We start from the raw sequence: 13,878 nt of genomic DNA, 5'->3' as shown, positions 1-13,878 counted from the left end.
TCCCGGAGGCTAATTCTTTCGCCATGGCCTGGGCGCTCCTCATTCTTGGCGGCATGTTCGAGATCGGCTTCACGACCTCGCTGCGCTTCGTCGACGGCTTCCGCAACGTGCCGTGGACGATCGCCTTCCTCGTCTCGGTGGGGATCAGCATGGCCTTGCTCGAATATGCCGCGCGTACCATTCCGATGGGCACGGCCTATGCGGTGTGGGGCGGGATCGGCGCGATCGGCACGGTGCTGGTCGGCATCTGGTATTTCGACGAGCCCGCCGGCCTGGTGCGCGCCTTGCTCATCCTCGGCATCGTCGCCTGTATCGCGGGCCTGAAGCTGACCCACGGATGAGCTTCGACGCGGGCCTTTACGAATGGGCGAAGGAGGCTCTCTCGCCGATCGGCGACGTGACGCTGCGCAAGATGATGGGCGTAGCCGTGCTCTATCTCGACGGAACCATCTTCGCGGTCGTCGAGGACGAGATCTGGTTCAAGGCCGACGCCGAATCGGAGGCGATCTGGGATGCCGAGGGCTGCGAGCGCTACAGCTTCACCGAGAAGGACGGTACCGTCCAGACGCTGAACTATCGTCGCGCGCCGGCGGATGTGTACGACGATCCCGAGGCGATGCAGCGCTGGGCCGGGCTGGCGGTGGCGGCGGGCCTAAGGGGCGCGGCGAAGAAGCGGCCTAAGAAACGCTAGCGTGCCGCCGGCCGCAGATGCGGGGCCACTTCGCCGCTCTCCTCGATCGAGTCGAGGAAGCGCGGTTCCAGCTGGACATTGGCGGCCTGCTCATAGGCATAGCCCAGCGACAGGATCAGCGCGTCGGACCATTTCGGGCCGATGAAGGAGAGGTTGACCGGAAGGCCGCGCACCTCGCCCATCGGCAATGTGAGGTGCGGATAGCCGGCGACAGCGGCGAGGCTGCCGGCCGGGCCGCCGCCGGGGCTGGTGTCGCCATGGACGGCGTCGATCAGCCAGGCAGCGGGCCGGGTCGGCGCGACCAGGGCGACGACATTGTGCTCGCTCAGCAGCCGGTCGATCCCCTCCGGTCCGGCGAGGCGCAGCGAGGTCTCGCGCGCCTCCCGCCAGGCATCGTCGAGGCCGTTCGTCGCCTGCGCCTGAAGGAACGTGTCCTGGCCGAAGAGAGGCATTTCCCGGTCGCGATGGGCCTCGTTGAAGGCGATGACCTGTGCGAGCGTGCGCGTCCGCACCGCCGCCGGCGTGGTGGCGAGATAGGCGTCGAGATCGTGCTTCAGCTCGGCCAGCAGGACGGCGAACTCGTTGCGGCCCATGTCCTGCCGGTTGATCGGCAGCTCGCGGATCTCGACCAGCTGGGCGCCCTGCGCGCGCAGCACGGCGAGCGCCGCCTCGAACGGGACGTCGGTGCCGAAGCCCGCCGAGAAGCGCATCACGCCGATCCGCCGCCCGCGCAGCGCGTCGGTGCGGAGCGCCGCCGCATAATCCTCGCGCCGGGCGTCGGCCTCGGCTGTAGCGGGATCGGCCGGGTCGGTGCCGACGATCGCGTTCATGATGAGCGCGGCGTCGCGCACCGTCCGGGTCATCGGCCCCGGTGTGTCCTGGCTGTGGCTGATCGGCACGATGTGGGTGCGGCTGACCAGGCCGACGCTCGGCTTGAAGCCGACAATGCCGTTCAGCGCGGCGGGGCAGGTGATGGAGCCGTCCGTCTCGGTGCCGATCGCCGCCGGCACCATGCCCGCCGCCACCGCCACCGCGCTGCCCGAGCTGGAGCCGCACGTGTTGCGGTTGAGCGCATAGGGGTTGCGCGTCTGCCCGCCCACCGCGCTCCAGCCGGAGATCGAATCGGACGAGCGGATGTTCGCCCATTCGGAGAGATTGGCCTTGCCGAGGATGACGGCGCCCGCCGCGCGCAGCCGCGCGACCAGAGGCGAATCGCGCCCGGTCACATTGTCGATGAGGGCGAGGCTGCCCGCCGTGGTCGGCAGCGGGCCTTCGGTCTCGATATTGTCCTTGATCAGGATCGGCATGCCGAAGAGGGGGCCGCGCGCGCGGCGGATGCGGTCCAGCGCGCGGGCCTGATCGATCGCGGTGGGATCGACGGCGATCACCGCGTTGAGGCGCGGGTTCAATTCCTCGATCCGCTCGATCGCGGCGCGGGTGCGCGCCTCGGCGCTGTCGGATGCGGACATGGGCGCCTCGGTCTGCGAGAGGGCGGCGGTGGCGGCCACGGTCAGCGCCGCGCCGATGGTCAGATGCCGGATCATGGACCGGCACGCTGCCGCAACGAGGCGGGCGCGTCTAGCCCTTCGCCGCCTTTGCCCGCTCGATCGCCTCGGTGACGATCACGCGCGCTTCGGCGGCGTCGCCCCACTGGCCGATCCGGACCCACTTCTTCTCTTCCAGATCCTTGTAATGCTTGAAGAAGTGCTCGATCTGCTGGAGCACGATCGAGGGCAGGTCCTGCCGCTCGCCGATGTCGGAATAATAGGGAAAGGTCGTGTCGACCGGGACGCAGATCAGCTTCTCGTCGCCGCCCGCTTCGTCCTCCAGCTTCAGCACGCCGATCGGGCGGGCGCGCACCACGCAGCCCGGCACGAAGGGCGAGCGGGCGATGACCAGCGCGTCGAGCGGGTCGCCGTCCGGCGAGAGCGTGTGGGGCACGAAGCCGTAATTGGCCGGGTAGCGCATCGGCGTGTGCAGGATGCGATCGACGAAGAGCGCGCCGGATTTCTTGTCGAACTCGTATTTCACCGGTTCGCCGCCAGTGGGCACCTCGATGATGACGTTGATCGATTCGGGCGGATTGTCCCCTACGGGGATGAGGTCGATGTTCATGACGGCGCGCCTATAGGCGCTGCGCACGGGGCCAAGGAAGCGCTTTCTTCGCACCTGCACAAATTTTACGCGGGCCTTCCGCCGCGCGGCAAAGCTGCTAAAGGCGGCGCCCAATGAGCAAGGGGCCGCAGAGGATCAGGGGCACCCAGGACATCTGGGGAGAGGAAGCCGACCGTTTCCACACGGTGACGGCCGCGTTCGATCGCGTGCGCCGCCTCTATGCGTTCCAGCGGATCGAGATCCCGGTGTTCGAGGCGACCGAGGTGTTCGCCCGCTCGATCGGCGAGACCACCGATGTCGTCTCCAAGGAGATGTACACCTTCGCCGACAAAGGCGGGGATTCGGTCACGCTGCGTCCCGAATTCACCGCCGGTATCTGTCGCGCCTATTTGAGCGAAGGCTGGCAGCAGCACGCGCCAATGAAGCTGGCGACCTACGGGCCGGTCTTCCGCTACGAGCGCCCGCAGAAGGGCCGCTACCGCCAGTTCCACCAATTGGACGCCGAGATCATCGGCACGGACGCCCCGGCTGCGGACGTGGAGCTGCTCGTCCTCGCCGATCAGCTTCTGCACGAGCTCGGCATCGCGGACGGCATCACGCTCCAGCTCAACACGCTGGGCGACGCGGCGACGCGCGATGCCTGGCGCGCGGCGCTTGTGGCGCATTTCGAGGCGCATCGCGGCGATCTGTCCGAAGACAGTATCGCGCGCCTCGACAAGAATCCGCTGCGCATCCTCGATTCCAAGGATCCGCGCGACCGCCCGATCGCCGACAGCGCGCCGGACATCGACGCCTTCCTGACCAGCGAGGCCAGCGACTTCTTCGCCGCCGTCACCGCCGGGCTGGACGCGGCCGGCGTCGCCTGGACGCGCAACGCGCGGCTGGTGCGCGGCCTCGACTATTACCGCCACACCGCGTTCGAGTTCGTCACCGACCGCCTCGGCGCGCAGGGCACTGTGCTGGCCGGCGGCCGCTATGACGGCCTGATCGAAAGCCTCGGCGGCCCGCACACGCCTGCTGTCGGCTGGGCGGCAGGCATCGAGCGGCTGGCGATGATGATCGAGGCGCCGGAAAGAGGGATAGTTCTGTCAGTAATCGCGGACGATTCAGAGGTTGAAGAGGAAGCTCAGCGAATTGCTTCTAGCTTGCGAGCTCACGAAATTGCCGTGGACACAGCCTATCGCGGGAATAGTCGCAAGCGCGTTGAATACGCGAAAAAGCGCGACCATCACGCTGTGGTATTTGTCCGTGCGACGTCGGATCCAGTAGGCAAGGTGCACATTAGCTATCTGACGAGCGAATCCGACTTGCGGCGGGAAATTCGATTGGCGGTAGTGTCGGCCGTTGGGCCTCGCCAGATCGTATCTGGTAGCGACGACGAATGACCCGCATCTCCGCCGAGCGCATTGCCGCGATCGAGGCGCGGCGGGAGGAGCTGTCGCAGGCCATGTCGTCGGGCGATCTGCCCGCCGACCAGTTCGTGAAGCTGTCCAAGGACTATGCCGAGATCGAGCCGGTGGCCGAGGCGGCGCGCGAGGTGCGGCGGCTGCGCGACGAGGCCAAGTCGCTCGCCGAGATGACGCAGGAGGCGGACGAGGAACTGCGGGCGCTGGCGGCCGAGGAGCTGACGCTGAACCGCGAGCAGCTCGAGGCGGCCGAACGGGCGCTGGCGCTGAAGCTGCTGCCGCGCGACGCGGCCGACGATCGCCCGGCGATGCTCGAGGTCCGCGCCGGCACAGGGGGCGACGAAGCGGCGCTTTTCGCCGGCGATCTGCTGCGCATGTATCAGCGTTACGCCGAGACCATGGGCTGGCGGTTCGAGATGGTGTCGGCGACGGCGGCCGAGCTTGGCGGTTTCAAGGAGGCGATCGCCTCGGTCACCGGCCAGGGCGTGTTCGCGCGGCTGAAGTTCGAAAGCGGCGTCCACCGCGTCCAGCGCGTGCCGGTCACGGAAAGCGGCGGGCGCATCCACACGTCGGCCGCCACCGTCGCGGTGCTGCCCGAGGCGGAGGAGGTCGACGTCCAGATCGACGAGAAGGAGCTGCGCATCGACATCTACCGCGCCTCCGGTCCCGGCGGGCAGGGCGTGAACACGACCGACAGCGCTGTGCGCATCACCCATCTTCCGACCGGCATCGTCGTCATCCAGCAGGACGAGCGTTCGCAGCACAAGAACAAGGCCAAGGCGATGAAGGTGCTGCGCACCCGACTCTACGAGGCCGAGCGCGAGCGGCTCGCCGCCGAGCGGACCGGCGCGCGCCGCTCGATGGTCGGCTCCGGCGACCGCTCCGAGCGCATCCGCACCTACAATTTCCCGCAAGGACGCGTGACCGACCACCGCATCAACCTGACGCTGCACCGTCTGCCCGAAATCCTGGAAGGCCAGATGGACGAGCTGGTCGACGCCCTGATCGCCGAGGACGAGGCCGAGCGGCTGGCGCATCTCGACGAAAGCTGAGCCCCGCTGCGCGCACCCCGACCGTTTTGCGGCGCGGAAGTTGACTAACTTCATGCCCTGTCGGGGGGCATCGCCCCTCCCGCAAGGGTGATCGTGGCGGCAATGGAGATGGACGGTTCAAAAAGCCGGCGAGCCGGGCAGGGCCCGAGTCGGCGCGAGGATGACAGGGGAAATCCTACATTCCAAGGGCCCGGCGATCCGACGCCGGGCCGGTTGCCGCCGCGCGGCGCGCGTGGCACGGTGCCGGAGCGCTCCGGACAGATGAGAGGAGAGATTTCGTGCCGAGGCTGTTGACCGCTTTGTTGACCCTGCTCGGCCTGCTCGGCCTGCTCACCACCGCGCCGGCCGCTGCACAGTCCGCCGGCACCTACGCGATCGTCAATGTGACGGTCGTGCCGATGGACCGGGACGGCCATCTGCCGAACCAGAATGTGATCGTCCGCGACGGCACGATCGTGGCGATGGGACCGTCCGCCAGCACGGCGGTCCCGGCGGGCGCGACCCGGATCGAAGGGCGGGGCCGCTATCTGATGCCGGGGCTGGCCGAGATGCATGCCCATGTCCCGCCCCAGGCCGATCAGGCGCAGTGGACGCGCGATGTGCTGTTCCTCTACGCCGCCAACGGCATCACCTTCGCCCGCTCGATGCTCGGCGCGCCGCACCATCTTCCCCTGCGCGCGCAGGCGGAGCGGGGCGAGATCGTCTCGCCGCGCATCTACACGTCCGGCCCCTCGCTCAACGGCAACAGCGTCGCGACGCCGGAGGATGCGCGCCGCATGGTCGCCGAGCAAAGGGCGGCGGGCTACGATTTCCTGAAAATCCATCCCGGCCTCGACCGGCCGCGCTACGACGCGATCGTCGCGGCGGCACGGGCGCAGAACATGACGCTCGGCGGCCATGTCCCGGCCGAGGTCGGCCTGATGCGCGCGCTGGAGGCGCGGCAGGCGACGGTCGATCATTTCGACGATTTCGTGACGGTGCTGTTGCCGGAAGGTGCGGCGTCCGGGCCGGGCGGCTTCTTCGGCGTCAATCACGCCGATGCGGTGGACGAGGCGCGCATCCCCGCGCTCGTCGCGCGCATCGTCGCGTCCGGCGTGTGGAACGTGCCGACCGAAAGCCTGATGCACCACCTCCTGCTCGCCAGCCCGACCACGGACGCGCTGCTGGCCTGGCCGGAAATGGCCTATGTGCCGCCGCAGATGCGGGCGCAATGGGCGCAGGCGCGAGGCGGCCTGCAGGCCCAGCCGGGCTACGACGCGGCGACGGCGCAGCGTTTCGTCGAGATGCGCGGCCGGCTGATCAGGGCGCTTCACGATGCCGGCGCCGGCCTGCTGCTCGGCTCGGACGCGCCGCAGATCTTCCAGGTGCCGGGTTTCTCGATCCATCACGAGCTTCGGATTCTCGTCGAATCCGGCCTGACGCCTTATCAGGCGCTTCTCACCGGCACCCGCAACGTCGCGCGCTTCCTCGGCGAGGAGGAGAGGTTCGGAACGATCGCGACCGGACGGCGCGCCGACCTCATCCTGCTCGAAGCCGATCCGCTCGCCGATGTCGCCAATGTCCGGCGCCGCGCCGGCGTGATGGTGAACGGTCGCTGGCTCTCCGAAGCGGACATCCAGGCGGGCCTCGCCGCGATCGCCGCGCGGTATCGCGGCTGATCCTGCCGCAGGGATGATCGTGCAGAACGCCTTGCGCGACGCCGCCCGGCGTCTCGAGAGCGTGTCCGTGACGCCGCGCCTCGATGCCGAACTGCTGATGGCGCATGCGCTGGGCGTGCCGCGCGAGGCGATGTTGCTGGGCCGGACGCGCGATCCGGCGCCGCGGTCCTTCGACGATCTCGTCGGCCGCCGGCTGGCGCATGAGCCGGTCGCCTATATCACCGGCACGCGCGCCTTCTGGACGATCGAGCTGGCGGTCGGTCCCGGCGCGCTCGTCCCAAGGCCGGACAGCGAGACGCTGATCGAGGCGGCGCTCGATCATTTCGGCGCGGACGGCCCCGCCGCAATCCTCGATCTCGGCACCGGGCCGGGCACCTTGCTGCTCGCCGCGCTCGATCAATGGCCGGACGCGCGCGGGCTTGGCGTGGACCGATCCGAAGAGGCGCTCGTCTATGCCCGCCGCAATGCCGAGCGGCTCGGCCTCGCAGAACGCGCCGAATTCCGTCCGGGCGATTGGGACGAGGGCGTCGAAGAGCGCTTCGATCTCGTCCTGTGCAACCCGCCCTATATCGAGGAAGACGCGGCCCTTCCCGCCGATGTCGCGGATTGGGAACCCGCCGGCGCGCTCTATGCCGGAGCCGACGGGTTGGACGATTATCGCCGCCTCGCGCCCCGGCTGCCACGGCTGCTGGCGCCCGGCGGCATCGCCTGCGTCGAGATCGGCGCAGGACAGGCGGCGGCGGCGGGCACTCTCTTCGCCGAGGCGGGATTCACCATTTCGTCACGCGCCGACCTTAAGGGGATCGCGCGCTGCCTCGTTCTGCGGCTTTTACGGGACGATTAAGCTTTTTCCCTTGGATTTGGGCGGCGCGGTGGCTACATAGGGGCCAGGGACGGGGCCAGCCACAGCATGGATGCGTGAGGGCCCGAACGTCGCCGACCCCCGATTGCTTGTCGCTCGACACGGCGATTTGGCGAGGTGCCTGGATGTGCGCCGAAAGCGCGGATTCAGCCTTGCGGGGTCGTGCAAATGGAATGGCCGGGATTGGCCCGGCCGGGTTGAAAGTGAACCATCCTTGGTGAGGATTTTCGTTTGATCAACAATCGTCAAGGCGGCCGCAGGCGCGGTCGCGGGGGCGGCGGTCGCCCGCCCGGCAGCAATCCCGGTCCCGGCAATCGCCAGGACAACCGGCAGCGCGGCAACGCGGCCCAGCTTCTCGAAAAGTATAAGGGCCTCGCCCGCGACGCGCAGATGCAGGGCGATCGGGTCCAGACCGAATATTATCTGCAATATGCGGATCACTATTTCCGCGTGCTCGGCGAAAGCCGCGCCCGCTACGAGGAACAGCGCCGCCAGCGCGGCGACGATGACGCCGAGGATGAGGGCGAGGACGAAATGGCCGCCGAGGCCAATGAGGCCGAGGACGCCGCGCCGCCGCGCCGCGAACGCGCTCCGCGCGAGCGCGAGGATCGCGGCCAGCGCAACGGCGAATATCGCGCCCGCCGCCCGCGCGGCCAGCGCGACGAGGAGGCCGAAGGCGAGGACGAAGCGGGCGAGCGCATCGCCCTCGACAGCCTGCCGCCGTCGATCGCGCCCTCCACGCCGCCCGACGAAGGGGACGAGGATCAGCCGGCCCGCGCCCCGCGCCGCCGGACCGTCCGTCGTCCCCGCGCCGGTGACGAGGATATCGCGCCCGCCGCTTGACCTGATCGTGGACCTGTAGGACGCTCCCTCGAACCTGTTTCGGGGGAGCGTTTTCATGCGTGCGATGCTCTTGGTCTCCATCGCCTTGTTCGCCGGCCCGGCGCTCGCCCAGAATGTGATTCCGCCGCCGTCGCAGACCGCGCAGGGCGAGGTCGCCGTCACCATCTACAACAACAATCTCGCCTTGGTGCAGGACGCCCGCCAGCTCGACGTCCCCTCGGGGCGCACCCGGATCGAATTCCCCGACGTCTCCGCCCAGATCCAGCCGCAGACGGTGACGCTCACCGGCCCGGGCATCGGCATCGTTGAGCAGAATTTCGATTTCGACCTGCTCTCGCCCCAGGCGCTGATGCAGAAGGCGGTGGGCGAGACGATCACTCTGGTGCGCACCAACCCCGCCACCGGTCAGGAGCTGCGCGAGCGGGCGCGGGTGCTGGCCGCGAACAACGGCGTGGTGTTGCAGATCGGGGAGCGGATCGAGGTGCTGCGCGACGACGGCCTGCCGGTGCGCGTGATCTTCGATCGGGTGCCGGAAAATCTGCGCGCGCGGCCGACGCTGTCGGTGACGGTGCAGAGCGCGCGCGCCGGCCGGCGACCGCTCACCCTCACCTATCTCACCCCCGGCCTCGGCTGGTCCGCCGATTATGTCGCTTTGTTCGACGAGGATGCCGGGCGGATGGACGTGCAGGGCTGGATCACGCTCACCAACAATAGCGGCACGACCTTCACCAATGCCGACACCCTGCTGGTCGCCGGCGCGGTCGGCCAGGGGCAGGCGCAGAATGTGCGCGGCCGTCCGCCCATGCCGCCGCGCTCGCCGGGCGTGCGCCAGGCCGGCACCGAGACCGCGGACCGCGAACGGATCGGCGATTACTATCTCTATCCGCTGCCCGAGCGCACCACGATCGCCAACCGCCAGACCAAGCAGGTGAGCTTCCTCGACGTCGCCGGCGCCCCGGCCCAGCGCGCCTATGAATATCGCCTCGGCTGGCTGACCACATTGGAACAGCCGCAAAGCGCCAATACGGTGCTGCGCTTCTCCTCTTCGCGCGCGCAGGGGCTGGGCGATGCGCTCCCCGCGGGCACGGTGCGGGTCTATCAGCGCGACGCGCGCGGCAATCCGCAATTCATCGGCGAAAGCGGGATCGGCCACACGCCGATGGGGTCAGAGCTGGGCCTGGTCACCGGTCAGGCGTTCGACGTGCAGGTCCGCCCGGTCGTCGAGGCGCGCGAGCGGATCAGCGTCGAGGAATGGCAGCGTACGTCGCGCTTCCGGATCGTCGATCCGCAGGGCGGCGTCACCACCGGCGAGCGCGAGGACCTGACCCGCACGGCCTTCTGGCAGACCCGGATGCGCTATACCGTCTCCAATGCCCGGCCGGTGCCGGTGACGGTCAGCGTCTTCCAGTCCGGCGTCGGCAATTATTGGGGCGACACGCGGATCGTCTCGGAAAGCCTGCCGAGCGAGCGGCTGTCGGCGGATCAGGTGGTCTGGCGCGTGCCGGTCCCGGCCAACGGCTCGGTCGATGTCGATGTGACCTTCCAGTCGCGGCATTGAAGCGATGCGGCGCGCGCGCGTCCTCCTTGCGGGCATTGCTGCCCTGTGGGCGGTCCAGGCGATCGCGCAGGAGGTCGTCACCTCGGCGGCGCCGGAGCGGGTGGCGGTCACCGTCTATCGCGATCCCGAGCGCGATCCGGATGAGGAGCCGAATCTCGACTGGCTGAATGGTTATGCGCTGATCAGCGAGACGCGGACGATCGCCATCCCCGCCGGCGAATCGACGATCCGCTTCGAAGGCGTGGCCGGCGGCATCCTGCCGCAAAGCGCGATCATTACCGGCTTTCCGGAAGGCATAATCGAGCGCAACCGCGACGCCCTGCTGCTGTCGCCCGCAACCCTGATCGGCCAGTCGCTCGGCCGGCGCGTCCATCTGCGCCGGACCTCGAACGCGACCGGCGAGGTGCGCGAGCAGGAGGCGGTGATCCGCAGCGGCGCGGACGGCGCGCTGGTGCTCCAGACCGCCGAGGGTTTCGAGGCGCTGCGCTGCACCGGTCTTGCCGAAACGCTCGTCCTGGACGGCGTGCCGGCGGGGCTGTCCGCCCGGCCGACCCTGTCCGTGCGGGCGCGGGCCGGTCGGCCGGTCACCGCCACCGTCACGCTTTCCTATCTCGCCAGCGGCTTCGACTGGCAGGCCAATTATCTCGCCCATCTGTCGGAGGACGGCCGGCGCATCGATCTCTTCGCCTGGCTGACGCTGGCGAGCCAGGACGAGACCAGCTTCCCGAACGCCGACACCCAGGCCGTCGCGGGAAACATCAACCGCGAGGATGTCCACGCCGAGCCGCGCGCGGGCGGCGCCCTCAACCTGCAATGCTGGCCGCAGGGGCGGACGAGCGATATCGCCTCTCAGGACATGCCTCAGCCGGCGCCCCCGGCGGTCGCATTCGATGACGTATATCTTTCCGAAGCGATCATCGTGACGGGCAGCCGGATGCGCCGTGCCGATCTCGAATCGTCCACCCCGATCGCCGTGGTGACCGCCGAGCAGGAAGATCTGGGCGATCTGAAGCTGTACCGCATTCCCGAGCCGGTCACGGTCGCCGCCAATGCGCAGAAGCAGGTGGCGCTGATGACCCGCCCGGGCGTGCGCGCCGGTCTGGTCTATCGAAGCTGGCTCATGCCGCACGACGAAGATGGTGACGGGACGCCGGCGCCGACCACGCAGATGCTGGTCACGCGCAACCGCACCGCCGACGGTCTCGGCCTTCCCTTGCCCGCCGGCGGCTTCCGGCTGTTCGCCGAAGCGATGGGGCGGCCGATCCTGATCGGCGAGGGGTTCCTGCCCGATCGGGCGGTGGAGAACGATGTCGAGATCGAGCTTGATGAGGCGCCCGGAGTGACCACCCGGATCGAGCTGGTCGCGGAAAGCCGGCGCTGGCGCGATTATCGGCTGGTCGTGGCAAGCGACCGGCCCGTGCCGGTCCGCTTCGAGGCGGAATTCATGGACACCGATGCGCGCTTCCGCCCGGCCCGCCGCCTCGCCCGGCGCAACGGCCGCCCGCTTTGGGCAACCGACGTGCCCGCCAACGGCATTGCCGCGCTGAATTACCGGATTCGGATTCGCGCCGACGGCGAGACGGACTAGCCGCGCTTCACCGGGCGGGGCCGGTGATTCTCGTCGAGCGCGACGAAGGTGAAGACGCCTTCGGTGACCTTCACCTCCTCGCGTCCCCGGTCGCGGGTGGCAATCACCTCGATGCGGATCGCGATCGAGGTGCGGCCGATCCGTTCGACCTCGGCGTAGACCGAAATGAGGTCGTGCAGCAGGATCGGCGCGATGAAGGTCATCGCCTCGATCGCCACGGTGGCGACCGCACCTTCCGCCTCGCGCGCGGCGACGATGCCCGAGGCGATGTCCATCTGGCTGAGCACCCAGCCGCCGAAGATGTGGCCGTTGGCGTTGATGTCGCCGGGGCGCGGCGCGACGCGCAGGATCGGTTCGCGGCTCTTAGCGTTCATCGTCATGCGCTCCTTGTGCGGCGTCTTCGTCATGGCCGGTGCGATTCGACAGAAAGACCAGGCCCATCAGGCCGGTGCCGACGAGCATCGTGAACCCGACGCCGAGCATCGTGGCGATCACCATGTGCAGCCGCAGCGGCGCGTCGCCGGTCGCCAGCCAGGCGACCGCCAGCAGCGCGACCGCGAGCGCGAGCAACGCCATCCAACCCATGAACCTGCGATAACGCGCCCAGGCCAGAGCGCTCCCGTCATGCGGCGCGTCCGGCTGGCGCGGTATGGGATCGTGGCGGGGCATGGCTTCCATTTGGCCGCCGCCCATGGGATCATCAAGGGGCGAGTCGGCGTTAGTCCGACGAGGATGGCAGAAGGAGGGCTCCTCGCCATGACGATTGCCGCGATTTTGAAGACCAAGGGGCCAGACGTGCTGGCCGTCGGCACCGACCTGCCGGTGCGCGAGGCGGTGGCGATGCTGGCCGAGAAGCGGATCGGCGCGCTGCCGGTGGTGAGCGACGGCGCCGTCGTCGGCATCATGTCGGAACGCGACGTGATCTATTGCCTCAAGAAAGAGGGCGCGGCGGCGCTGGATCGGACGGTCGGCGAGCTGATGACCTCGCCGGCGCTGACCGTCGAACCGGACAAGGAAGTGATGGGCGCGCTCTCGCTGATGACCGGGCGGCGCATCCGCCATCTGCCTGTGGTCGAGGGCGGCCGGATCATCGGCATCGTCTCGATCGGCGATCTGGTCAAATACCGGCTCGACAAGATCGAGCAGGAGGCCGCCGCGATGCTGGATTACATTCAGAGCGTCTGAGGCGCGGCCCGATTCGGCCGGACGATCGCGATCACTTCGTCAACCGCGGCGCGGGCGAAGACGAACAGCAAAGCGCCGTAAGCCGCAGCCCCGAACGAGACGAGCGCGGCCAGCCGCACGGGATTGGCGAGCGGCGGCAGCGCAGAATCGAGCAGCGCCACGGCGACCGCCATCGCGGTCGCGGCCGCCAGCCCCGGGCGCACCGCCGCAGCCAGCGCGCCGAGCCGTGCGCCGATCACCGGCAGCGAGATGGCGACGGTCACCGCCAGCAAGGCCGCCATGCCGCCGAGCCAGGCCCAGGCGAGGCCGATGATGCCCCACTGGATGCCGATCAGAAAGGCGACGACCATCATCGCCGCGCCGAACGCACCCGTATAGACCGCGAGCGCCGGGCGCCCGAGCGCGTTGGTGGCGGGCGCGAACAGGATCTGGAGCGTCATCAGCGGCATCGCCATGGCGAGGACCGGGATCACGGCGATGGTCTCGCCCCATTTGTCGCCCAGCACGGTCAGCACCAGCGGCTCGGCGGTGACGGCAAGGCCGAAATAGAAGGGGAGCGCGACCAGCATGATCAGCCGCGCCGTCTTGGCAAAGGCGCCCGCCATCGCGTCGCGCCGCGTCTCCTGCATCCGCGAATAAGCGGCGAAGGCGACTTCGTTCAATGGCGGCACGAACTTGGCGGCGATGATCTGGGTGAGGAACAGGCCGGTCGTATAGACGCCCAGCATATGGGCATCGAGCATCCGCCCGCCGATCACCACATCCGACTGGCTCTGCACGAACCAGCAGCACTGCACCAAGGTCATCGCCCCGCCATAGCGCGCCATCGCGCCGGCACCGTCGAATCGGAAGCGCGGCCGAATCCACAGCCTGGCCGCGATCGCGAAGCCGACGGCGCGCGCGAACCACAGCATCCCCGG

Annotated in this window: 15 protein-coding genes (1 of these 15 only partly in view); 10 read left to right on the top strand and 5 right to left on the bottom strand. The window is 69.0% G+C overall.

Going from position 1 to position 13,878, the window contains the following annotated elements; genetic code table 11:
- Nucleotides 1-23: 23 nt before the first annotated feature.
- Both KF780_01405 and KF780_01400 read left to right on the top strand, forming a co-directional pair.
- On the top strand, nt 24-341 hold the full coding sequence (locus KF780_01405) for a multidrug efflux SMR transporter (GenBank protein MBX3560442.1): 318 nt from the start codon (nt 24-26) through the stop codon (nt 339-341).
- Nucleotides 338-691: a TfoX/Sxy family protein gene (locus tag KF780_01400; protein MBX3560441.1), complete on the top strand. Its 354-nt coding sequence runs from the start codon at nt 338-340 to the stop codon at nt 689-691. The genes KF780_01405 and KF780_01400 overlap by 4 nt, the downstream gene beginning before the upstream one ends.
- Here the strand turns inward: KF780_01400 and KF780_01395 are convergent.
- Together KF780_01395 and ppa are read right to left on the bottom strand one after the other, a co-directional pair.
- Nucleotides 688-2,235 (bottom strand): amidase, encoded by a 1,548-nt coding sequence (locus KF780_01395; protein MBX3560440.1) that lies wholly within the window; start codon nt 2,233-2,235, stop codon nt 688-690. The genes KF780_01400 and KF780_01395 overlap by 4 nt on opposite strands.
- Nucleotides 2,236-2,269: 34 nt before the next feature.
- On the bottom strand, nt 2,270-2,806 hold the full coding sequence (ppa, locus tag KF780_01390) for an inorganic diphosphatase (GenBank protein MBX3560439.1): 537 nt from the start codon (nt 2,804-2,806) through the stop codon (nt 2,270-2,272).
- A gap of 113 nt (nt 2,807-2,919) precedes the next feature.
- Between ppa and hisS the strand changes: the two genes are divergently transcribed.
- The 7 genes from hisS to KF780_01355 all read left to right on the top strand — a co-directional run bounded on the left by hisS (nt 2,920) and on the right by KF780_01355 (nt 11,773).
- The gene (hisS, locus tag KF780_01385; protein ID MBX3560438.1) at nt 2,920-4,191 is read left to right on the top strand and encodes a histidine--tRNA ligase; all 1,272 of its coding nucleotides are present in this window, start codon (nt 2,920-2,922) and stop codon (nt 4,189-4,191) included.
- Nucleotides 4,188-5,264 (top strand): peptide chain release factor 1, encoded by a 1,077-nt coding sequence (gene prfA, locus KF780_01380; GenBank protein ID MBX3560437.1) that lies wholly within the window; start codon nt 4,188-4,190, stop codon nt 5,262-5,264. Before hisS ends, prfA begins: the two co-directional genes overlap by 4 nt.
- A 278-nt stretch (nt 5,265-5,542) precedes the next feature.
- Nucleotides 5,543-6,922 carry an amidohydrolase family protein gene (locus KF780_01375; protein MBX3560436.1) on the top strand — a complete coding sequence of 460 codons (1,380 nt, stop codon included), beginning with the start codon at nt 5,543-5,545 and terminating at the stop codon, nt 6,920-6,922.
- 13 nt (nt 6,923-6,935) lie between these two features.
- Nucleotides 6,936-7,766, top strand: a complete 831-nt coding sequence (gene prmC, locus KF780_01370; GenBank protein MBX3560435.1) for a peptide chain release factor N(5)-glutamine methyltransferase — start codon at nt 6,936-6,938, stop codon at nt 7,764-7,766.
- 249 nt (nt 7,767-8,015) lie between these two features.
- Entirely contained in the window at nt 8,016-8,627 is a 612-nt protein-coding gene (locus tag KF780_01365; GenBank protein MBX3560434.1) for a DUF4167 domain-containing protein, read from the top strand.
- 55 nt (nt 8,628-8,682) lie between these two features.
- Nucleotides 8,683-10,185, top strand: a complete 1,503-nt coding sequence (locus KF780_01360; GenBank protein ID MBX3560433.1) for a DUF4139 domain-containing protein — start codon at nt 8,683-8,685, stop codon at nt 10,183-10,185.
- A gap of 4 nt (nt 10,186-10,189) precedes the next feature.
- Nucleotides 10,190-11,773 carry a hypothetical protein gene (locus KF780_01355; protein ID MBX3560432.1) on the top strand — a complete coding sequence of 528 codons (1,584 nt, stop codon included), beginning with the start codon at nt 10,190-10,192 and terminating at the stop codon, nt 11,771-11,773.
- Here the strand turns inward: KF780_01355 and KF780_01350 are convergent.
- Together KF780_01350 and KF780_01345 are read right to left on the bottom strand one after the other, a co-directional pair.
- Nucleotides 11,770-12,153, bottom strand: a complete 384-nt coding sequence (locus KF780_01350) for an acyl-CoA thioesterase (protein ID MBX3560431.1) — start codon at nt 12,151-12,153, stop codon at nt 11,770-11,772. The two genes, KF780_01355 and KF780_01350, sit on opposite strands and share 4 nt — an antisense overlap.
- On the bottom strand, nt 12,137-12,451 hold the full coding sequence (locus tag KF780_01345; GenBank protein ID MBX3560430.1) for a hypothetical protein: 315 nt from the start codon (nt 12,449-12,451) through the stop codon (nt 12,137-12,139). The genes KF780_01350 and KF780_01345 overlap by 17 nt, the downstream gene beginning before the upstream one ends.
- 78 nt (nt 12,452-12,529) lie before the next feature.
- On the opposite strand from KF780_01345, the gene KF780_01340 reads away from it, so the two are divergent.
- On the top strand, nt 12,530-12,958 hold the full coding sequence (locus tag KF780_01340; GenBank protein MBX3560429.1) for a CBS domain-containing protein: 429 nt from the start codon (nt 12,530-12,532) through the stop codon (nt 12,956-12,958).
- Here KF780_01340 and KF780_01335 read toward each other — a convergent pair.
- Nucleotides 12,946-13,878, bottom strand: partial view of a lipopolysaccharide biosynthesis protein gene (locus KF780_01335; protein MBX3560428.1) — the 3' portion only. It continues 507 nt past the right edge of the window; only the last 933 of its 1,440 coding nucleotides appear in the window; its start codon lies beyond the right edge, outside the window — the gene reads right to left on this strand; the stop codon is at nt 12,946-12,948. The two genes, KF780_01340 and KF780_01335, sit on opposite strands and share 13 nt — an antisense overlap.

It is taken from the genome of Sphingomonas sp. (assembly GCA_019635535.1).
In the GTDB taxonomy this organism is placed as follows: domain Bacteria; phylum Pseudomonadota; class Alphaproteobacteria; order Sphingomonadales; family Sphingomonadaceae; genus Allosphingosinicella.
The sequence above is the reverse complement of the archived record's forward strand: the minus strand, read 5'-3'. Positions and strand labels throughout refer to the sequence as shown.